Source organism: Corynebacterium sp. (assembly GCF_030532965.1).
Lineage (GTDB): Bacteria > Actinomycetota > Actinomycetes > Mycobacteriales > Mycobacteriaceae > Corynebacterium.
In genome coordinates this window covers 1-21,236 of the sequence record NZ_JAUNKC010000024.1, presented here as the reverse complement: position 1 = coordinate 21,236, position 21,236 = coordinate 1, and the positions used below count along the sequence as shown (strand labels likewise).

Below are 21,236 nucleotides of genomic sequence, written 5' to 3'. Positions count from 1 at the left end.
ATGGGAGGTACTGACATGTCGGATCTGTGGCAGGTCGTTGAACAGCTGCGTCACCTTCAGTTCGTGGACCTCAGTCATGGGTTTGGCCCGGGAATCCCGAAATTCCCGACCGATCCGGATGAGGTACGACGCGACATACCAGACCTCCCCCAACTCGGTTGCCTTGCAACGGTATTTTCCTTGGTAGGCCAGTGGGGAACCCACGTCGACGCCCCGGCGCATGCGGTGGTGGGCGGACGGCGACTGGACGATATTCCCGTTTCCGAGATGCTTCTGCCGCTGGTGGTCCTGGATTTCACAGCCGAGGTGGCCACCGACGCGGACTTCACGCCGAGCATCGCCGATATTGAGCGATGGGAAGAACACTACGGCCAAATACCGGCACACGCCTTCGTGGCGTTTCGCTCCGACTGGTCCAAACGGTGGCCCGATCCGGAGCTCATGACTAATCAGGACGCCGATGGCATCGCCCACTGCCCTGGTTGGACTCCTCAAGTTATCGAATGGTTGGTGACTGAACGAAGTATCACCGCCATCGGCCATGAAACTCTTGATACCGACCCGGGTGTTATGGTGTCGCGGGAGGAGTTTCCGGCACAATTGCGAATCTTGGAGTTAGGCCGGTGGCAGATTGAACGCATGACCGGACTTGACCTGGTGCCAGCAACCGGGGCACTGCTGATTGCGGCCTGGCCAAAACCTGCGCTGGGCACCGGGTTCCCAGTCCGGGCGGTTGCCGTGCTACCAATGACAGTATGACTGACACTGCCCAGCGCACCATTTTGTCCCGGTTGCTTACCGCGCTGCGGGAAGAGGAATTACTCACCGATTACTCGGTTGTAGATTCCATCGCCCCGGATGCCGACCCGGTGGCAGTCTTGGAAGCGGTGCGCCCCGTGTTGGCGGTGCCAGCCACCAATTTTGAGCGTACTGCTTTGGAATTAGCCGATAGCGTCGTGGGCTTGGCCCGCGCCCGCGCCGGGGTGGCGCGCCGCTACGCAGGCCGTACTGAGCTTGGAAATTTAGAGCAAATCATCTGCGAAGGCCACCCGAAGCACCCGTGTGCGAAAACAACATTGGGATTAGGCCCCGGGTTTGCGCAGGTGCTGCCGGAGCAGGTGGAAAGCTTCGCCTTGCCGTTTTTGGCGGTGCGGGAAACCATCGCGGAGCACAGCGGGATTTCGGTGATCGCTGCGTTTAAGGAACACATCCCCGGCTTGGCCGCGCGGCTGTTGGCCGAAGTGCCGCCGGGTTTTGTGGTGGTGCCGGTGCACCCGTGGCAATTGGCGAACGTGGTGCAGCTCTCGGACGATATTCGGCTGTTAGAGACGACCGCCCGGGCGGAACCGCTGATGAGTGTGCGTACCTTGCGGGTGTCCGACGAGACCGGCTGCGTCCACATTAAAACCTCGGTGAGTTTCCAGCTCACCGGTGCGATCCGGGGGATTTCGCGGGCGGCGTTGGCAGGTCCGATCATCGCGGGCGAGGCGCTCGCCGCTATTCGACGACGCGGCATCGCACCGTACACGGTTGACGACACTCCCGCGTTTACCGTGGGCCACGATTTGGCCGGGGTGCGGGTCTCGGACGAATTAGGGGCGATCGTGCGTGCCGAGCCGGATGGGATTCCGGTGGCGGCACTCATGGCCACCAACCCGATCACCGGGAAACTGCTGTTCCATGAGGTCTTAGCCGAATCGGGTGTGACTGCCGCCGAGTGGTTCGGCAGGTTAGCGCATATTCTCATCACTCCGGCACTGGAATTGGCGGAGTACGGCCTGGCGCTGGAACCGCACCCGCAGAATACGGTGCTCAAGCTGCGCGACGGTATGCCCTATGCGGTGACGGTCCGGGATTTCGGCGGCTGCCGCATCGTGGCGGATTCGCCGTTTTACCGCCAGCGCGATTGGGGATTCTTGGCCGACACCGCTTTGATCTGCGCGGATTATGACACTGCTCGGGCAAAACTGATCTACCCGATGATTAGCAATCTGATTCTGGGGCTTTGCGACGCCGCCGGGATCGACCCGGCCGATATTGAGATCGATGGCTTAGCACACCGGCTGCCGCGGAAGCGGGTGTTGGGAATGCGGCTATCCGGTGCGGTGACCGAACAGGACTATGTGTGGTTTGATAATCCGATCAGCATGCCGCCACGCATCGATGAAACCGAGTGGGCCCGGCAGCATGTGCGTAGCCGGTTAGCTGCGGCTAAAGAGATGGAGCAGGTGGCTGAGGACCCCAACGCCGAGGATATTGACAATGCGATTGCAACGTTGGCGCAGGTTAAGCAGGTCGTCGAAAAGCGACGGCGGAATCTTCCGGTAGTTCCGGTCGATTTTGTGGGGGTATTGGCAGATTCGCTGACCATCACCGGCCATAACGTCCACCCGTTAGCAAAGCTACGGCGGGGTTTTAGCCCGGAAGATTCCCGGTTGTACGGGCCGGAGAATTTCCGAGTCACCCACCTCAAGCTGATTGGGGTGCCGGTGGGGATGCTCAATGAGACCGGCGATGTCACCGCTATTCTGCGGCGGGAATTTCCCGATCTGGTGCCGGATACGCCGCTGCGTATCGTCCCGGTGCACCCGTGGCAGTGGGAGCATATTATTGCCCCGCAGTTCGGCGAAAAGGTGGTGGACTTCGGTGTCACATTGCCGGTATTGCCGACCATTTCCATGCGCACCGCGTTGACTTATCATCGGGGGACCTCGGGGAAGCGGCTATATATCAAGACGTCGATCGACGTGGTGCTGACCTCCACCCGTCGGTCGATGTCGGCGGATTCGGCGCTGGGAACGCCGAAAGTGGCGGATTATATTGCCCGGCTTTTGGCGCGTACCAATCCCGCGGTGACGGTGCTGCCGGAAATCGCTGGTTGCGCCTACCGGGGCGTGATTTTCGATCCCCGCATTAGCCGCAGCCTCAGCACGCTTATCCGGTCGGCGGATATTGGCTCGGCGACGGTGGCGATTTCCGCGACGGCGTTGCGCAACGAAGCGCCACCCGAGGGCTACGTCCGCGACCTGCTTGAAACGGTGCTGCCCACCATGTGGAATCACGGAATAGCGCTGGAGGCGCATTTGCAAAATGCCCTTCTGCTTTTCGACGACACCGGCACCTACACGGGCTTAGGCTTGCGGGATTTCTCCGGACTTAGGGCGTTGAAGGAACGCGCGACGGACATTCCGTTGGAAGAAGGCGCGGTCACCTTAACCGAGGATCACGCCGAGTTTTGTAATAAGGGCTATTACGCCACCTTCCTGGGCAATTTGGCGGGCTTCCCCTGCGATTGGGATCGCATTCGCATGATCGTCGACGAGCTGATCGCCACGCATAATCCACCGCAGGAGGATATTGACGCGCTGTTGTCCCCGACCATCAAACAAAAGGCGTTTGTGCGGATGTCTTTAGACCCACAGGCTGGGGATATCTACGTCGATATCCCCAATCCGCTGGTTCCCACGGAACAGCCCACGGCCGATTAGGTGGCGGCCGCCGGTTGCCGGCGGATAAGCCCGCGGTGAACGAGCCATACGGCGAGGAATATCAGCCCGTCGACGAACGCCATTGTGGGTGAGGTGGCGGTATCAAGGTGATACGCCACCCAGAACCCCGCTTGGGAGCTGATCAGCGCCACCGCCAGGGTGACCAGCAGCATCATTCCTTGGGAATGGGTGATAAGCAGCGCGGTGGCCGCAGGTACGATCATGAGCGCCACCACTAACACCGCACCAGCGGCGTTGAAGGCAACCACGACGGTCAGTGACACCAGGATCATCACCACGTAATCCAGCAGTCGGTGTTTGATGCCGATGCTGCGTGCAAACACCGGATCAAAGGTGGTTATGCTCAACGGCCGGTGGGCTAAAACGATCACCGCCAGAGTGATTAACCCCGCGGCACCCACCACCCACATGTCTTTGGGCCCTAGATCGTAGCCCCCTACTTCCAAATGGGTCAGTGCTGCGACGTTTAAATCGCCGACCAAAACGGTGTGTTCGGAGATGGTGGTCGCGGTGAACCGGGTGGAGATTAAGATCACGCCGATGGCGAAAAACGCCGGGAAAATCAGCCCGGTGGCCGAATCTTCGGTGAACCGTTTGCGGCCCCGAAGCCACTCGGTTGTCGCCATTACCACGACCCCGCCGACGGTCGCGCCGATGATGAGGACCGGTGAGCGCGGCGACGATGCCCAGAGCGCGGCCACCGCAATACCGGGTAAAACCGCATGTGCTAGCGCGTCCGACAGCATTGCTTGTCGACGCAACACCAGCACCACCCCCGGCAAGGCAGCTGTTATGGATACCACTGCGGCCAGTAATGACACGGAAACGGCGAAGCTCATCCGACTCCTCCTCGGCTAGGTGTAATCACCATGGATAAAGCGACGATAACGCTTAACACGATCACGATGACCGGTCCGGTGGGCACCTTTCCGACCGCAACTGAGATATACGTGCCTATCACCGCCGCGCAAGCCCCAAATACCCCAGATAACAAAGCCATCTGGCCGACTGTGCGGGAGAATTGTCGCGCCGCCGCGGGCGGGAACACCGCGAATGCGATCATGAGGATGAGCCCCACGGCTTTGACCCCGATAACGATCGCTAACACGATAATGCCAAACAGCACCGGCGAAATCCGATGGGTACGCACCCCGCTCACCTGCGCCAAGGTTGGGTCGAAGGTGAGTACATTAAACGGCCGCCACATCAACGCCACGATAACGAAAACCACGGTGGTTACCACTGCAATCGTCGCAACATCGAGATTGGTCAACGTCGCCGCATTGCCAAACATCAATTCCTCAATGCCCCCTTTTCCTTTGATGCGGGAGCGTTGGATGATTTGCAGCAGCAGTAACCCGCCGCCCAAAAACAGCGACAGCATCACGGCCATCGTGGCATCGATTCCGATTCGGGTTGTCTCTGCCACTTTATTAGCCAAAACCACCGACAACAGCCCGGTGACCAGCGCGCCGACCACAATCACCGGCATGGATCTGGCGTCGAAACCGGCGGCGGTGATCCCCACTATCAGAAACGCGCCCATCACACCTGGGGTGGCGGAATGCCCAATCACGTCGGACATTAATGATTGACGGCGCAAGTACAAAAACGCCCCCATCGCGCCGGAACACGCGCCTATGAGCACGGTTCCTAATACGATGCGCCGGTAGGAGAACTCCGAAAGAAAATCGAGCAGGCTCATCACAACAACCCCAACCCGAACGCCGCGTTGATATTGTCCCGGTTAAACATGGTGTCCACCGGGCCGCAGGCAATGACATGTTTGTTAAGAATGCACACGTGATCGCACAATTCCGTGACCGTCGAAAGGTCGTGGTGGACGATGGCGATGGTCGCACCCGCGTCACGCAATTCGTGCAATACGCCGCGAATCACTTTTTCGCTGGCGGCATCTACCCCAGCGAATGGTTCATCCAACAGGTAGAAATCCGGTTTCTGCACCAAAACCCGAGCCACGAAGACGCGGCGGCGTTGCCCGCCGGAAAGCTCCGAGATTTGCCGTTTTGCTAAAGCAGCGATGCCGACCCGCTCCATCGCGTCGGCGACCCGGGCGCGGTGGGCTGGGGTCATGCGTTTAAACCAACCCAATTCGCTATACAGGCCCATCGCAACCACCTGTTCCACGGTGATGGGATAGTCCCAATCCACTGCGGCGGCCTGCGGCATATAGGCGACCCGATCTCGCACGCTATCGAGGGGTTGCCCGAAGAACAAGCACTCACGTGACGTGCTGGGAATCAAGTCCAATGCGGCTTTGATGACCGTTGATTTACCGGCACCGTTGGGGCCGATCAACCCCATTACCGCCCCGGTGGGGACGGTAATGGTGGCGTCTTCAACGGCTATGGTCGCACCGTATGCAACGGTGAGCCCGTTGATGGTCAATGCATCCATTGATTGCCCTAGCTGAGTGCTTCAGCGATGGTATCTGCATTGTATTTGAGGATACCGATATAGGTGTCGGTCGGCGCGGACTCACCTAAGGAATCAGCAAACAGTTCCTTCTCCGAGATGGTTACGTCCCAACCTGCGGCTTTGACCGTCTCTTGCAACGAGTTAATGGCCTGCGGGTTTGCGAGGTTGTCCTGGAAAATCGTCTTGATTTTCTTCTCCGCGATAAACTCGCCGAGTTCCTTCAATTCCGCTGCCGAAAGCTCCGATTCGGAAGTGACAAAGTCGGTGGCGTGAATCTCCAGCCCGAACTGCTCACCAAAGTAATTGAAGGCATCGTGGCCGGTGATCAGGATGCGGTTTTCTTCTGGGATGGTATTGATCTTTTCTTCGACGTACTTGGCCGCTTCGTCGATTTCCTTCGTGAACTTCTCCGCATTTTTCTTGTAGGTGTCAGCGTTCTTCTCATCTACTGCCACGAGCTTTTCGGTGATCGCTTCCACAACGTACTTCCAGTTTTCGGTGGAATTCCATACGTGCGGATCGTAGAGTTTTTCGCCGCCCTCGCCCAGCTCCGGCCAATCCAGCCGCTTTTCTTTAGGGATATTCTCACCCACCGCCACCTGGCGGTCGCCTTGGGCCTCCAACTGGTCGATCATCTGGGCTTCCATGTGTAGACCGGTCCAGAACACCACGTCAGAATTCTTGATTTTCTCAATATCCTGGGTGGTTGGCTGGTAGGTGTGCGGGTCGCCGCCAGGGCCGACCATCACGGTGAGGTCTGCGTCGGGGGCAATATTTGCCACGGCATCGCCGATGTATCCGGTGGTGGCGAAGACGGTCAGTCCTTCGGCTTTAGCCGTGTCTTTAGCGGTATCGGTGGCGCATGCGGTTACGCCGGTCAGCAATGCGCTTGTTGCGAGTACAGCGCCGATTTTCTTGAAATTGATTCTCATAGCCATTCAGCTTAAACGCCATTTAAGCCGGGTTTTTCCCGTATGAATCAATATGGGGGTAGGCAATGAATGCTTTATTTCACTAAACTGGCCCTAACCTGGAAAATTTTCACCAACTTTTATGTTCATCGATCTGAATGCCTTGCTACACGCCGCGTATACCCATCCGACACAACCACCACCAGCCGTGACCCCGCTAATCATCCCGTGATGTGAAACAATACAAACCATGAGTCTTTCCACCACCGACAAGGTTGCTGCCGTCATCGTCACCCACAATCGGGTCGAGCTACTGCGTGCCTCACTGGAAACAGTCGCACATCAAACCGCCCCCGTCGAATGGATCATCGTGGTGGATAACGGGTGCGACAACAGGGTGAAAAACCTGGTGGAAACCGTCGCGGGTGACCGTGGGGTGTATCTGGCGTCGAAAAGCAATCTCGGCGGTGCTGGCGGCTTCGCCTACGGCTTCCTCACGGCCCTCGCGTTGGGAGCCGACGCGGTGTGGTGCGCCGACGACGACGGCCGCCCCGAGAACGAAACCGTGCTGGCCACCTTGCAGGAATGCGCGCAGCGTCACGGCCTTGATGAGGTATCGCCCGTAGTGTGCAATTTGTCGGAACCGGAAAAACTCGCGTTTCCGCTGCGCCGGGGCGTGGAGTGGCGTCGGTTGCGCAGCGAACTTATCGACCCGGAAAACCCCGGCGACGATCTGTTGTCCGGGATTGCATCCCTGTTTAACGGCGCGCTTATCTCTGCCGCCGCGATGGAGGTTATCGGGGTGCCCGACTTGCGGCTGTTTATTCGGGGCGACGAAGTGGAATACCATCGGCGGCTCGTGCGTTCCGGACTGCGCTTCGGCACCTGCCTGACTACCGCTTATCTGCACCCGGATGGTTCGGATGAGTTTAAGCCGATTTTAGGTGGTCGCATGCACACCCAATACCCCGATAACGACAATAAACGTTATTTCACCTACCGTAATCGCGGCTATTTGATGAATCAGCCCGGCATGCGGCGGCTTTTGCCGCAGGAATACGCCCGCTTCGGCTGGTTTTTCCTGGTGCAGAAGAAAGACCCGCGTGGTTTTATTGAATGGTTTAAACTGCATCGCCAAGGCCGGAAAGAACGGTTCTACCGGCCGTAACGGCGAATGCGATGACCGCGCAAACTAGGCGGTAGGGTTGCTGGCGGCCGCGGTTTTATCGTTGAAGATAAACGCCCGCTGCACCGCGAAGTTCGTTACCGTGGCCACGCCTTGGGCGATTATGAATGACACGGTATCCACCGCGCCGCCTGGCATTCCGGTAGCCGTGAGTGGGCCTTCCAAAACCCAATACAAAAAGTTCTGAACCGCGAACGTCGATAAGTACAGCACCGCCACCGCCGCGCCGGACTTCGCGGAGGTTTGGGCGGTAAACGTCCATTTGGAATTCATAATGTACGCGGTGATCGTTCCCGCGACCCAGCCCAGCGCCTTCGCCCAGGCGCGCGGCACGCCGAGCAGGTAATCCAGCACCAGCGTCAAACCAAAGTCGACGATCGCCGCGACAACTCCCACCGCGATAAAACGCGATAACTGGGTTTTCAACGACGACGAATTTTGTGATGTTGCAGCATCAGTCATGAAAACACACCCTAGCAGTATCCCCGCGCAATGATTACTTTTCGACGTCTCCCCGGCCGCTTCGCCCAACGCAGTCATTCCATTTCAGCGACCAACCACGATAGCCGGAAAGCGTCGAAAAGCGAAAGTCCGAGCTTTCTACCGTTTTCGCTGGTAACGGCAGAAAAAACTCCATGTTAGACCGCTGTGCTTGAATAAATGCCATGAGCTACGATTTCTTCCTTTTCGCCCCGGAACGTACAGATGACGGCGAGGTTGCCGTTGGCCCCCGCGATCTTGCCCACAACCCGGTGCTACTGCGCCGCTATTTCGCAGAAACCGTGAACTCCACCCCGGAGCTTGATGCGGTTGCAGCACTGATAACCAACGACATCGAACAGCTAACTACCCAACCCCACGCCGCCCTCATTGAAAGTGCCAGCGTGGCGGGCGATCGAGTGATCTGCGTGCCGGTGACGTATTCTTCGCAGGATGCCGCCCGCGGCTATCTCATTCAGATTGCACTCACACATGGGCTGGGTTTGGCGGATGCAAGCGATAATTTTGTCCTGCTCTACGGCGACGAAGACCCCCGCTACCACGTCCAAGCGGCCGAATGGGGCGTCCCGGCGCTTTCCCGGGCAGCCCTGGAATACAACTTCGACTACATTGTGGACAACGAAGCTGTGAATCCGTATTTCATTCTCTCCGACGCCACCAATGATGAAAACTATATCCAAACCTGTGTGGAGGACATCGACGAAGTTTCCAACAACCACGATGAGGTTTCCTGGCGGCTGGAATATCGTGCAGGTAGTGCCGACGATCACTACGGCACCTTCGTCACGGGTGGGGCGAAGGTTGCCGAAATGATGCGGTATTGGCTGGATAACGCACCGGAGTTTGCCCAATTGGATTGGGAAAAAATGGAGTTTTAGCGCCGCAATAATTCCCGATAAATATCGATGCGTTCCACCGGGCAGCGCATACCGCCGATCTGAAAAAGCTGACGGAGTGAGGTTCGACACCTATGCCGCACCTCATCGGCGGTGCTGCGCCAACCCAATGCCCGAACGATGCTTTCGATTATGCGATCGGTGAGCTCATCGTCGCACATGCAGCTATGGGCTAACACGGTTGCCCAAAACGCGGTTCGGCTTTCTAAGCAGCGCTCCACGGGAAGCACCGCGCACACCATCGCCACATCCGGGGCGACCGGGGTGGCATGGGAGAAATCCAGTGCCCGCAGCAGCGGCACAAAGTCTTCGATGCCTGAATCCTCAATCAGGCGAACCACTTCAGGGCGGATCAGCGCCATGGTATCGCCACCCGTCAACGTCGCGTTGATGTCGGTAAGTTCAAATGGTTGGTAAAGGCTTCCCGTTCCGCCCAGGCACAGCGCGGACATTGCACTATCGTCGCAGTCCACTACGTCCACGAGCCGCACGGCAATATCGTGGCGCTGCACGGTGAATAGCAATTGATCGCCCTGGTTCTGGCAGCAGCGGTCCAACCGGGTTCCATCAATCAGTTCTTCATCATTTTTACAGCAGCAGCTTTTTTCACTTTCAGATAGACCAAAGCAAATGCTTAATGTCTTCCCCAGGTCGGCAATTGTCGCATCGCCACCAATGCCTACATCACGAATAATCTCCTCACCGCGAGTGGCGATCGTTGCCTGAAGGATTAACGCCTTCTTAGCACGTAGCGCACCCAATGAGGTAGAAAAATTGCTCTTGACTGGCATGGACATAGCCCCTAGGGTAGCGGTAAATTTTGAATTATGACGGACGGATACAAGTTAAATACCTCTTAACGTGCGCTTATTAATTAATAATTCGTGTGACAATTCCCTGAAAAACCCAAATACCCTGTTGCATATCATCCCTGCTACATGCATGTATGGATGAATGTCTAGGGGCGACGGGGTTTGGGAATCTTTGAAATGATTGGTGTGTTGGAACCGAAGCGCGTCGAAAAGCAAATACCGTTATCGACGCCCACCTGGTGACTGAAATAGACTTGATGCATGTTCGGTCTATTTAAAAAGAAGAAAACCCCCGGCCACATCGCGGCGGAGCACACCAACCTACCCATGAGCCAGCACATGACGCGGCTGATAGCAGAAGAGCTTCCCTTATTGGACTCAGCATCTCGGGTGCGCGTTTATGAGATACTCAACACGTATGATGGCCCGACCATCACGAGCCAAGAGGAATTACCAGCGGAAATACGCGAAATGTTGGATTTGTAACCGTTTTGCAACGTCGCTTCTTTCCCAGTCGCACACCAAATATCGGTAGGGTTGAGCGAGATAAGTTTCTAACCATTTTCCAGATTTGAAGGTGGATAAAACCCTCATGACCAAAAACTCCCCACTTGTAACCAGCGCCCAGAAATTAACTGGTTGGGGCCGCACCGCCCCCACCACCGCGCAGGTTCTCACTACCCCAGATGTGGAGGAAATCATCCGCGCTGTCGCGCTCGTCGCCGAGGACAACGCCGATAAACCGGACTACCTCAAACGCGGCGTCATCGCACGCGGAATGGGACGCTCATACGGCGACCCCACCCAAAACGCGGGCGGCCTTGTCATCGACATGCAGCAGCTCAATAACATCCACTCCATCGACCCGGAAACGGCCATCGTGGATGTCGATGGCGGCGTCACCCTGGATCAGCTGATGAAAGCCGCCCTGCCCTATGGGTTGTGGGTACCAGTACTACCCGGCACCCGGCAGGTCACCATCGGCGGCGCTATCGGCCCGGATATTCACGGTAAAAACCACCACTCGGCAGGTTCCTTCGGCGATCACGTCGTGTCCATGGAATTGCTGGTCGCCGACGGCCGCGTGCTGCACCTTGAGCCGGAAGGTTCCGACGACGACCCAACCGGCGAGCTGTTCTGGGCAACCGTCGGCGGCATGGGCTTGACCGGTATTATCCTGCGGGCCCGGATCAAGATGACCAAGACCGAAACCGCCTATTTCATCGCGGACGGCGATCTGACCGCCAATCTGGACGAAACCATCGAGTTCCACTCCGACGGTTCGGAGCACAATTACACATATTCTTCCGCATGGTTCGACGCCATCTCGCCGGAGCCAAAGCTTGGCCGTTCCGCCATCTCGCGTGGTTCGCTGGCAACCCTGGCCCAGTTGGAGGAATTAAATCCGAAGCTGGCTAAAGACCCGCTGAAATTCAATGCGCCGCAATTGGTCACCGTGCCGGATATTTTCCCATCGTTCACTATGAACAAGCTCTCCATGATGGCTATTGGTGAATTGTGGTGGCTGAAATCGGGCACCTACCGCAACCAGGTACAAAACCTCACCCAGTTCTACCAGCCGTTGGATCTCATCGGCGAGTGGAACCGGGGTTATGGTTCCAAGGGCTTTTTGCAGTACCAATTCGTCGTGCCTATGGATGCGGTGGAACCGTTTAAGGACATCATTCGGGACATTCAACGCTCCGGCCACTATTCCGCGCTTAACGTGTTCAAGCTTTTCGGCCCCGGTAACCGTGCGCCGCTGAGCTACCCAATGCCTGGCTGGAATGTGTGCGTGGACTTCCCCATCAAGCGGGGTCTTGGCCATTTCCTTGATGATCTTGACCGCCGGGTCATGGAATTCGGTGGCCGGTTGTATCTGGCTAAAGAGTCCCGCACCTCTGCCGAGAACTTCCACAAGATGTATCCGGGCATGGCCGACTGGCTCAAGATTCGTAACGACATCGACCCGACCGGCGTTTTCGCCTCCGACATGTCTCGCCGCCTTGAGCTGCATTAATAGAAAGGTTTTCTCCTTATGTTGAACGCTGTGGGCCAAGCCCAAAATATTCTTCTGCTCGGTGGCACTTCCGAAATCGGCCTGTCCATCGTCACCGAATTTCTTAAAAACGGGCCAGCCAAGGTTATCCTGGCAGCCCGTCCGGATTCCCCCCGGATCGAAAGCGCTGTTGCTGAGGTGAAAACCGCTGGCGCTTCGGACGTCGAGGTTATCGATTTCGACGCCACCGATTTCGCTTCCCACCCAGAAACCATCGACTTGGCCTTCGCCAACGGCGATGTGGACGTCGCCATCGTGGCCTTTGGCACGCTCGGCGACCAGGAAGCGTTGTGGCAGGACCAGAAGCTTGCTGTTGACTCCGCTGAGACAAACTTCACGGCACCGGTGTCGGTTGGTGTGCTGTTGGGCGAAAAGTTCAAGGCTCAAGGCCACGGCAGCATCGTTGCGCTTAGCTCAGTCGCTGGCCAGCGGGTTCGCCGCTCCAATTTCGTCTACGGCGCGGCGAAAGCTGGCATGGATGGTTTCTACGTGAATTTGGGTGAGGCGCTGCGCGAACACGGCGTGAATGTCCTCGTGGTTCGCCCGGGCCAGGTTCGCACCAAGATGTCCGCCGATGCGGGCGAGGCACCGCTGACTGTCGAGCGTGACGACGTAGCCAAGGCCGTAGTCGCCGCCGTATTGAATAAGAAAGACGCCATCTTCGTGCACCCCCTTTTCCAGTACGTTTCGTTGGCATTCAAGTTCATTCCACAGGCAATTTTCCGCAAACTTCCGTTCTAGTTTCGGTTTCTTCGCCCCCTTTGGCATTGTCCAAGGGGGCTTTGGCCTGTGTGATATGGGAGACTTATGGGTATGACTGTTCAGGAATCAAGTCACGAGCAACCAGGAGCCATCACGCATCGTGATGAGTACCACCCCGATTTGCCCAGCGTGAAACACACGCTGCTAGGGATCGTGGTGGCGGCTTTGGGCGGCCTGGTTTTCACTTTGGCTTGCTGGTTTGTCCTCAAGACCACCAATTTGCCGGCGTTCGGCCCATCCATGGTCAGCCGCGCGTTGGCGACTTTTAGCACCATCATCTTATTGGCCGCGGTCGCCACGGTGGTCGTGTTGTGGGTGATGGATGAGAAAAAGAAAACACAGCGACCGTTCTGGCGCACCGCGCTTACCTACGTGTTGTGTTATCTCTCCCCGGCTGGTTTGGTGGTCACTTCCACCGCTATTCCGCTATCGGCGACTCGGCTGTACTTGGATGGCATTACGGTTGACCAGGGTTTCCGCACCCAGTTCATGACCAGGTTGGCTGATTCCTGGGCCTTATCGGACATGAATTACATCGACCTGCCCACCTTTTATCCAGGAATGTGGTTCTGGTTCGGTGGGCGTGTCGCCAATGTTTTGGACATTCCCGGCTGGGAAGTATTCCAACCGTGGTCACTGATGTCTATCGCGGCAGCCGGTTGCGTATTGGTGCCGGTGTGGCAACGCCTTGTCGGTAGCCTGCCTGTAGCGACCGGTATCGCCTTGGTCAGCGTCGCCATCACCTTGGTCATGAGCGCGGAGGAACCCTATGCGGCGATCATCGCATTGGGCGTGCCTGCCGCGTGCATTCTGGCGCGCCGCGCCCTGGTTGGCCGCAACCTGGCCATGGTTGGGTTGATTATTTACCTTGGCATGTCGGCTTCCGCCTACACGCTATATACGGCCGTCGTTGCCTTGAGCACCATCGTGATCGCCGCGCTTTACGCTGCTGTTTTGATGAAGTCCGCCACTCCGATTATCCGATTGATAATTATTGGTGTGGCATCGATGGCCATCGCTGCGATCTGGTGGGGGCCATACGTTTTGGCGATCCTGGACGGCCATCCTGCCTCCGGTGCCACTGCGGCTCATTATTTGCCGTTGGAGGGAACCCAGGTTCCATTACCGATGTTGGCGCCCACACTGATTGGCATTTTATGCCTGGTGGGTTTGGTGTACATGATCATGCGGGCCAGCAATTACGACGTGCGCATGTTAGGCATCGGCCTCATGGTGTTCTACGGTTGGGTCGCATTATCCATGGCCTTTACCGTCACGGGCACCACGTTGCTGGGCTTCCGGTTGGACGTGGTGGTGGCCTTACAGTTAGCTACCGCTGGTGTTTTAGGTTTCGCCGAGCTGCGAATTTACAGCATTCACCGGTTGTTCCCGGAAGCGTTCGATGTTAAGACGTCGCGCACCATCACCGTTGTATTCGTGGCGGTTCTCATGGCGGCTGGGTTAGCGTATGCGCAGAATATCCCGAACGATAATGCTGATGCTATCGACCGGGCATATACCGATACGGATGGTTACGGCGAGCGGGCGGATCTGTATCCACCTGATTCCACCCAGTATTACGCGGAAGTGGCGGATCATATCGCTAAGAAGCGGGGCAAGCTGCCGCGCGACACCGTGATCTTGACGGATGAACGCAACTTCATGTCCTATCACCCATTCCGAGGTTTCCAGGCCTTTACCAGCCATTATGCGAATCCGTTGGGTGAGTTTGATCGTCGAAACGAGGCGATCACCAGCTGGGCGTTGGGTAGCTGGAATAAGTTTAAGACCCCGCAATCGTTCGTCGAAAAGCTCGACGAAGCGGAATGGAAGGCCCCCGAGGCATTCGTGTTCCGCGCCGATCTTGAATCAACAATCGAAGATATGAACAGTAGTAAAGACAGCACTGGCTGGGTTTTCGACCTAGCGGAGGATATTTATCCTAATAACCCCAATGTTCGGTTCCATGGTGTTCGGTTTAATCCGGAGGTATTCCTCGGATCGGGCACCATGTGGGATGCCACCCAGATCGGCCCATTCGTGGTGGTGACCCGGTCATGACCACTACCACGACGCCTGCCCGGGCGACTACGCACAGCGGTTTACGCAATATCGCCATTGTCAGCGGCATCATGGGGTTTCTGCTGTTTATCCTCACCCCGTTTATGCCGGTCAGCCAGGTGCAATCCTCCTTGCATTGGCCGCAGAATGATTCCTTGAATTCCGTCAACGCCCCGTTGGAGTCTTACGCGCCGGAGAAAATCAGGCTGAGCGTTCCGATTTCCGCGATTAACTCGCTGCGGGAAGACGAAAATCTACTGGTGGGTACCTTGCCGCCGGATAGCGAAAAGTCGACGTCACGCGGCTTGTTTGTCCGCTCTTTCGACGGCGCCATCGATGTTTTGGTGCGTGACACGGTGTATTTCCAATTGGAGGCGGAAGAGGTAGCTGCTTTAGCTCCTGATTCGGTGCTGAATATCACCTCCGGGCTGAAGACCACGACGGTGGAAATCCCCGGCGCGGTGGACGCGGAAGGCGAGCCGCTGTACGTGACCAGCGAGGAAGAAGAGGATAAGCGTCCGCAGATCACCGGCATTTATACGGAGTTAGAAGGTGACGCTAAGTCGCTTATCGACGCCGGGCTCACCGTCGATGTTGAGATCAATTCCCGCTACACCTCTTCCCCGACTATGTGGAAGTACGCAACCATGTTCGGCGGCGCATTTTTCCTGCTCATCGCACTGGTTGCTTTGTATCGGCTTGACCGGCTTGATGGCGAAGGGGGCTATAAGTTCTGGCCCGCCGGTTTCTTTAAACCCCGCCTGGTTGATGGCGTAGTTTTAGGCGTCTTGGTGGCGTGGTATTTCTTCGGCGCCAATACTTCCGATGACGGCTTCATTATGACCATGGCTCGGGTGTCGCTGGAATCGGATTACATGGCGAATTATTACCGGTGGTTTGGTGTTCCGGAGTCACCGTTCGGTGCGCCGTATTACGATTTCTTGGCGTTGATGACCACGGTGTCCACCGCCTCTACCTGGATGCGGTTGCCTTCGCTCATTTCGGGCATTTTGATCTGGCTAGTCGTTTCCCGCGAGATTTTGCCGCGTCTGGGTGACGGCATCAATGCCCGCAAGGCGGCGCATTGGACCGCGGCGTTGATGTTCTTGGCGTTCTGGTTGCCTTATAACAACGGCCTGCGGCCGGAACCGATCATCGCGCTTGGCACGTTGGTTGCGTGGGTTTCGTTCGAGCGTGCAATTGAACAGCACCGGCTCTTCCCGGCTGCGGTGGGAACCATCGTCGCCGCGTTCACGCTAGCCTGTGGCCCGACGGGTTTGATGGCGGTTGCGGCGTTGCTGGTGAGTTTGTCCAGTCTTATTCGCGTGATGCACCGTAGGTTGCGGTACTTCGGCATAACGGATGCGTCGCCGCGCGGCGCTCTCATTGCTGGGTGGACGGCGTTGCTTGCTCCGTTTGCGGCTGCCGGTACTGCGGTTTTCCTAGCTGTCTTCGGCGATCAAACCTTAATGACGGTTTTGGAGTCGATCCACGTTCGTGGCGATAAGGGCCCTAGTTTGCAGTGGTACCAGGAGTGGGTACGTTACGAAGTATTGTTCCAGCAGGCGGTTGACGGTTCGTTCTCGCGCCGCTTCGCGGTGCTCATGGCGTTTTTGAGCGTGATCTTCATCTTCTCTTCCATGCTGAAAAACGGCAAGGTTCCCGGCTCGAACAAGGGCCCGGCTCTGCGGCTGATGATGGTTTTCCTCGGCACGTTATTCTTCATGAGCTTCACCCCCACCAAGTGGACCCACCACTTCGGCGTGTGGGCGGGGATCGCCGCCGCACTGGGCGCATTGGGCGCGATCGCGTTGAGCGAAATCGCCACCCGTTCCCGCCATGCCCGTACTTTGGTGCTCGGTGGTCTGCTCTTTGTGTTCGCTTTCGCGTTATCCGGCACCAACGGATTCTGGTACGTCTCTAGTTACGGCATTCCGTGGTGGGATAAGTCGATTCAGTTCAAAGCTATCGAGGCTTCGACCGTGCTAATGGTTGTGTCGTTGGTTGTTTTGATTATCGGCGTGGTGCAGTCGTTCCGCAGCGGTTTGGCCACTGAGCTTGTCGACGCCTCCACCGCCTACAAGCGCAAAGATCGACGTCCGAGCCGGTTCGCGAATCTCTTCGCCGCCCCAATCGCCTTCTTCTGCGCGATCGCGGTGTTGTTCTCCCTCGCTTCCTTCGCCAAGGCGTTCATTGACCAGTATCCGGCGTATTCGGTCGGCCTGGGCAATGTGCGTAGCGTGGCCAATAAGGCCTGCGGTTTGGCTGACTATGTGCTGGTGGAAACCAACACCAATGAGTCCTTCTTAAGCCCGCTGAATAGTTCGCTGGGCAGTTCCCTCACCAACGATAAAACCCGAGGGTTCCAACCGAATCGTTTGCCGCAGCTGGGCACGAACCAGCTCCCTAATTTGGTCAGTTCCGCGGAGCTGCTCAATGTTGACGGCGGGCGGCGCAGCGAGAAGGGTGTTAACGGCTCCACGTGGACATTGCCGTTTAATCTCGACCCGGACACCGTCCCGGTGGTCGGTTCCTATACGCAGGGCCGCCAGTTCTACGCCCAGACCACTACCGATTGGTACAAGCTTCCGGAAGAAACTGAGGAGTCTCCGCTGGTGGTCGTATCTGCGGCTGGCATCATCGAGGGTGTCGACGCGGACGGGGTGGAGCAAGAGGGCCAGAAACTTGTGCTGCAATACGGCAAGTCGAACGCTGATGGTAGCGTCGAAAAGCTCGGCGAAACCCAAATGCTCGACATCGGGCCGATGCGCAAGTGGCGTAACCTCAGGCTTCCGCTATCCGACCTGCCGGATGAAGCGGACGTTATCCGCATCCATGCCGTCGATTCCTCCCTTGACGAGGAGCAATGGTTGGCATTCACCCCACCTCGGGTGCCGAAGCTCGATACCTTAAGCAATACGGTCGGTTCGGAAGCACCTGGCCTGCTCGACTGGTCGGTTCCGCTGCAATTCCCATGTCAGCGGCCATTTAACCACTATGCGGGCGTGGCGGAAATCCCGACGTACCGCATTATCCCGGACTACAAGGGCAAGCGCAGCGGCACCAGCTTCCAGGATTATCACGGCGGTGGCGTCTTGGGCACAGCTGAGACCGTGAACTATTCCTATGAAATCCCGGCCTACGCCAAGGACGACTGGCTGCGGGATTGGGGTTCCATTGAACGCTACCAGATCCGCCCGAATTCGGTGGGCGATATTCCGGATGGCGCAATCATCGACCACGAATCTATAACCCGCTCCGGGTTGTGGAACCCAGGTCACCAAAATATCGATACCGATAAGAAGGAATACAACTAACCACCACAAACACCGCCTGGTCACGATGATTGATTGCCGTGGCCAGGCGGTTTTTGTTTGTGCTTTTCTACGGTTTGCGGGAGGAAAAATCCAATAAACGACTTTCCCTGCCGCACCATGCGGCACTGCAACTAAGTATACCTATCACACCAGCTGAAACAACCAATACTATATCACCTGAGTAGACGTCGCTAAGCATCCCATAAACAATATAAGCAACTGGTACCAACCCAAAGGAAATCGCGTAATCTATCGAAGAGACTCGACCAATTTCTGATTGACTCACATGCGTTTGCAGTACAGAACCCCACAATGAACCAGATACTTCCAAACCTATACCGGCAATTAAGCAGCAAACAAGAATTATTGGAAACGAAAGTTCCAAATAAACCGCAAGGAATGGAAAAATTGAAAGTGGAAAGACCAAAAATGATAACGACAGCAACTGACTTCTAGCCGGAAAACGCAACAAGTATATAGCACCAATAATGTACCCCAAGGATGTTACTGACAAAGTCAACGCCCATTGGGATTGAGTCCAGGTTTCTAAAAATACAAACGGTAATGTTACAGCGGCCGCTCCCGATTCCAGAAAAAGCAACGCTGACCAAAAGCAGATTGCTAAAACAAACCATGGGTACTTTTTATTAAGTCCAGAAAGTCCTAGCTTTTGACAAGGAACGGCTTCGTCAGAACCTTGTTTTATACCTAACGGTGATGTTAGTCGGATACTATTAATAAAGCCGCCAGATACTCCCATCAATACTGCCACCATATAAAATAAGAAATTATGTCCAAATGTTGGGATAGTGATGCCTACTAATAATGGTCCAATCACTGACATTACATTCCGACTACCGCGTGCTATAGCATTCGCTCGCACATTGTTTTCTGCTGGCACTATGGATGGCAAAAGCGCATATAAACTAGGCGCACCAAAGGCACTTACCAGACCAGTGATAAAAGAAATTACGTACACTTGCCAACCCAGCCCATACCGCAACAAGCAAAAAGCAAGAATAAACTGCAGTAATGCGCTTACTATTAAAGTACGACTGGCAAGTTTAACCCGATCATATTTATCTGCAATTACACCTCCGACTAGCGATATCATCATGGTAGGCAACGTACGCATCGCTAAAACAAGTCCGATTCCAGTCGGGTTCGATTCCTCAAACCCAAGAAAAATCAACCCTAATGAAAATGCTGATAGGGCAAGCGACTGAAGCGCTTGCCCTATCACTAGGTACCAAAACGACCAAGAAAATCTATGCAACATTATTTAGCCGTAGCCGACAGATCCATTGCGTATTCGGTACTATCCTCAATTCCAGATTGCTTAAATGCCTCAATCCTGTCAACACAAGGATCGCATTGCCCGCAATGGGTTTCGTCTGAAGCAGCACAACTCCAGGTATCTCCCAACGGCAGTCCAAGTGAGTGACCTAATGCAACTACGTCGCTCTTCATTAATTCCAAGTATGGAGTCTTAAATTGAACCGCATAGCTTTCACCTTCGCATGATGACGTGACCTTTTCCAACAATTCAAAGTAGCTTGAATTGTTATCTTTATACACGGTGTCGTTGAAATGTACACCGTAATAAACTGAGCTTGCACCTTGTTTCAGGGCCCATGACGCTGCCATAAGCAGTGCTATTGCGGAACCAAATGGCTGCACATCTTTCGATTGGTCAGGGGCATGCTCACTGGTCAAAATCGGCCCTGCCGCTTTCCGAAGGTACTGAGGGAAAGGGAGGCCGTACAACTCGCGCATGGGGGCGGAAAAGTCGACTATGTGATGCTCAATGCCAAGATCCATTGCGACTTTCTTTGCTGCAGCGATTTCCGCATTAGCTTCCCGCTCCCCAAAATCAAAGGTAATCGCAAGAACTTTCTTCCCTTGACGTTTGACTAGGTCGTAGGCAAGTGTTGAAGAGTCCGGCCCTCCTGATAAGAGAATAACAACAGGATTTTCCATATCCATAATCTCCTTAATATATGTAGTGAAATGAATAAATGGAGTGGAACATTTACTACTTTAAATCAACATCGATACATTTTTCAATAACTTTTGCCATTTTTATCTTAAAACATCTCTCAAATGGAAAAATTTTGAACTGCCGTAGGTTTTGTTCCTAGGCGTTTACTTTGTTTCCTTAATTTTTCTTGTTGGTGGTTGGGTGTTCCAATATTCCGTTTCGACTTCGACTGGTGTGCGGTAGCCTAGGTTTTCTTCGAGTCTGGTTTCATTCCACCAAGTAACCCAACAGAACGTGGCGATTTCAACTTCTACAGCATCAACCCATCTGTGGGCATTGATGAGTTCATTCTTATAAGGAGCCGTTGACATTTTCCGCGAGGGCATTGTCATAAGAATCCTTTTGCTGTGCCGGTTGATGCGGTAATCCCCGATTCTCTCAGCCGCTGATTGTAAACAACACTGACGTACTGTGTGCCATGGCCTGTATGGTGAATCAGCCCAGTAGTTTCCTTCGCTAAAGCAATAGCCTGGTTAAGAGCCTGCAACGGCAAAGCCTCACGTACGCAGTGAATCTGATAAAGCCCAGCCGATGATCTTGCGGGAGAACACATCGGTGATACAAGCGGTGTACACAAACCCTTTCGTGGTTAGTACATAGGTAATATCAGCAACCCATAACCGGTTAGGGCAACTGGCTGTGAAGTTACGGTTAACCACGTCTGGTCGGGTGTCTGCTTGGTGCCTGTACGGGTGGTGATCGGGGTTTTACCTTTGCTTTTACCGCACACACCCGCCAAACG

The 21,236-nt window shown here is 55.6% G+C and carries 20 protein-coding genes; 9 read left to right on the top strand and 11 right to left on the bottom strand.

Annotation, left to right across the window (positions count from 1 at the left end):
* Nucleotides 1-15: 15 nt before the first annotated feature.
* Together Q4D85_RS10585 and Q4D85_RS10580 are read left to right on the top strand one after the other, a co-directional pair.
* Entirely contained in the window at nt 16-759 is a 744-nt protein-coding gene (locus Q4D85_RS10585; protein ID WP_303200297.1) for a cyclase family protein, read from the top strand.
* On the top strand, nt 756-3,488 hold the full coding sequence (locus Q4D85_RS10580; protein ID WP_303200296.1) for an IucA/IucC family protein: 2,733 nt from the start codon (nt 756-758) through the stop codon (nt 3,486-3,488). The genes Q4D85_RS10585 and Q4D85_RS10580 overlap by 4 nt, the downstream gene beginning before the upstream one ends.
* Here the strand turns inward: Q4D85_RS10580 and Q4D85_RS10575 are convergent.
* The 4 genes from Q4D85_RS10575 to Q4D85_RS10560 are packed head-to-tail and all read right to left on the bottom strand — an operon-like array spanning nt 3,485 to nt 6,880.
* Nucleotides 3,485-4,348 (bottom strand): metal ABC transporter permease, encoded by an 864-nt coding sequence (locus Q4D85_RS10575; RefSeq protein ID WP_303200295.1) that lies wholly within the window; start codon nt 4,346-4,348, stop codon nt 3,485-3,487. The genes Q4D85_RS10580 and Q4D85_RS10575 overlap by 4 nt on opposite strands.
* Nucleotides 4,345-5,214: a metal ABC transporter permease gene (locus Q4D85_RS10570; protein WP_303200293.1), complete on the bottom strand. Its 870-nt coding sequence runs from the start codon at nt 5,212-5,214 to the stop codon at nt 4,345-4,347. The genes Q4D85_RS10575 and Q4D85_RS10570 overlap by 4 nt, the downstream gene beginning before the upstream one ends.
* Entirely contained in the window at nt 5,214-5,927 is a 714-nt protein-coding gene (locus Q4D85_RS10565; RefSeq protein ID WP_303200291.1) for a metal ABC transporter ATP-binding protein, read from the bottom strand. Before Q4D85_RS10565 ends, Q4D85_RS10570 begins: the two co-directional genes overlap by 1 nt.
* Nucleotides 5,928-5,935: 8 nt before the next feature.
* Nucleotides 5,936-6,880 carry a metal ABC transporter solute-binding protein, Zn/Mn family gene (locus Q4D85_RS10560; protein WP_303200289.1) on the bottom strand — a complete coding sequence of 315 codons (945 nt, stop codon included), beginning with the start codon at nt 6,878-6,880 and terminating at the stop codon, nt 5,936-5,938.
* 229 nt (nt 6,881-7,109) lie between these two features.
* On the opposite strand from Q4D85_RS10560, the gene Q4D85_RS10555 reads away from it, so the two are divergent.
* A complete protein-coding gene (locus Q4D85_RS10555) occupies nt 7,110-8,027 on the top strand; it encodes a glycosyltransferase (protein ID WP_303200288.1) in 918 nt (305 codons plus the stop codon).
* 24 nt (nt 8,028-8,051) lie between these two features.
* Here the strand turns inward: Q4D85_RS10555 and Q4D85_RS10550 are convergent, their stop codons facing one another.
* Nucleotides 8,052-8,507, bottom strand: coding sequence for a GtrA family protein (locus Q4D85_RS10550; protein ID WP_303200286.1), 456 nt, complete (start codon nt 8,505-8,507; stop codon nt 8,052-8,054).
* A gap of 34 nt (nt 8,508-8,541) precedes the next feature.
* Nucleotides 8,542-8,712, bottom strand: coding sequence for a hypothetical protein (locus tag Q4D85_RS10545; protein ID WP_303200284.1), 171 nt, complete (start codon nt 8,710-8,712; stop codon nt 8,542-8,544).
* Between Q4D85_RS10545 and Q4D85_RS10540 the strand changes: the two genes are divergently transcribed.
* On the top strand, nt 8,711-9,424 hold the full coding sequence (locus Q4D85_RS10540; protein ID WP_303200282.1) for a hypothetical protein: 714 nt from the start codon (nt 8,711-8,713) through the stop codon (nt 9,422-9,424). The genes Q4D85_RS10545 and Q4D85_RS10540 overlap by 2 nt on opposite strands.
* Here the strand turns inward: Q4D85_RS10540 and Q4D85_RS10535 are convergent.
* Complete coding sequence (locus Q4D85_RS10535) at nt 9,421-10,239, bottom strand: hypothetical protein (RefSeq protein ID WP_303200279.1); 819 nt, start codon at nt 10,237-10,239, stop codon at nt 9,421-9,423. The two genes, Q4D85_RS10540 and Q4D85_RS10535, sit on opposite strands and share 4 nt — an antisense overlap.
* Nucleotides 10,240-10,515: 276 nt before the next feature.
* On the opposite strand from Q4D85_RS10535, the gene Q4D85_RS10530 reads away from it, so the two are divergent.
* From Q4D85_RS10530 to Q4D85_RS10510, 5 genes are all read left to right on the top strand, one after another.
* Nucleotides 10,516-10,740: a hypothetical protein gene (locus tag Q4D85_RS10530; RefSeq protein WP_303200278.1), complete on the top strand. Its 225-nt coding sequence runs from the start codon at nt 10,516-10,518 to the stop codon at nt 10,738-10,740.
* Between the two features lie 106 nt (nt 10,741-10,846).
* Nucleotides 10,847-12,274 carry an FAD-binding oxidoreductase gene (locus Q4D85_RS10525; RefSeq protein WP_303200276.1) on the top strand — a complete coding sequence of 476 codons (1,428 nt, stop codon included), beginning with the start codon at nt 10,847-10,849 and terminating at the stop codon, nt 12,272-12,274.
* Between the two features lie 18 nt (nt 12,275-12,292).
* Nucleotides 12,293-13,054: a decaprenylphospho-beta-D-erythro-pentofuranosid-2-ulose 2-reductase gene (locus Q4D85_RS10520; RefSeq protein ID WP_303200275.1), complete on the top strand. Its 762-nt coding sequence runs from the start codon at nt 12,293-12,295 to the stop codon at nt 13,052-13,054.
* A gap of 72 nt (nt 13,055-13,126) precedes the next feature.
* Entirely contained in the window at nt 13,127-15,136 is a 2,010-nt protein-coding gene (locus tag Q4D85_RS10515) for a galactan 5-O-arabinofuranosyltransferase (protein ID WP_303200273.1), read from the top strand.
* The gene (locus Q4D85_RS10510) at nt 15,133-18,453 is read left to right on the top strand and encodes an arabinosyltransferase domain-containing protein (RefSeq protein WP_303200272.1); all 3,321 of its coding nucleotides are present in this window, start codon (nt 15,133-15,135) and stop codon (nt 18,451-18,453) included. The genes Q4D85_RS10515 and Q4D85_RS10510 overlap by 4 nt, the downstream gene beginning before the upstream one ends.
* A 67-nt stretch (nt 18,454-18,520) precedes the next feature.
* On the opposite strand, the gene Q4D85_RS10505 is transcribed toward Q4D85_RS10510, so the two are convergent.
* The 4 genes from Q4D85_RS10505 to Q4D85_RS14530 form a co-directional block, all read right to left on the bottom strand.
* A complete protein-coding gene (locus Q4D85_RS10505) occupies nt 18,521-19,732 on the bottom strand; it encodes an MFS transporter (RefSeq protein ID WP_303200270.1) in 1,212 nt (403 codons plus the stop codon).
* Nucleotides 19,732-20,439, bottom strand: coding sequence for a 7-cyano-7-deazaguanine synthase (locus Q4D85_RS10500; RefSeq protein WP_303200269.1), 708 nt, complete (start codon nt 20,437-20,439; stop codon nt 19,732-19,734). The genes Q4D85_RS10505 and Q4D85_RS10500 overlap by 1 nt, the downstream gene beginning before the upstream one ends.
* A 159-nt stretch (nt 20,440-20,598) precedes the next feature.
* The gene (locus Q4D85_RS10495) at nt 20,599-20,826 is read right to left on the bottom strand and encodes a hypothetical protein (protein WP_303200268.1); all 228 of its coding nucleotides are present in this window, start codon (nt 20,824-20,826) and stop codon (nt 20,599-20,601) included.
* A 165-nt stretch (nt 20,827-20,991) separates the two neighbouring features.
* Nucleotides 20,992-21,069 (bottom strand): hypothetical protein, encoded by a 78-nt coding sequence (locus Q4D85_RS14530; RefSeq protein WP_368502293.1) that lies wholly within the window; start codon nt 21,067-21,069, stop codon nt 20,992-20,994.
* Nucleotides 21,070-21,236: the final 167 nt, after the last annotated feature.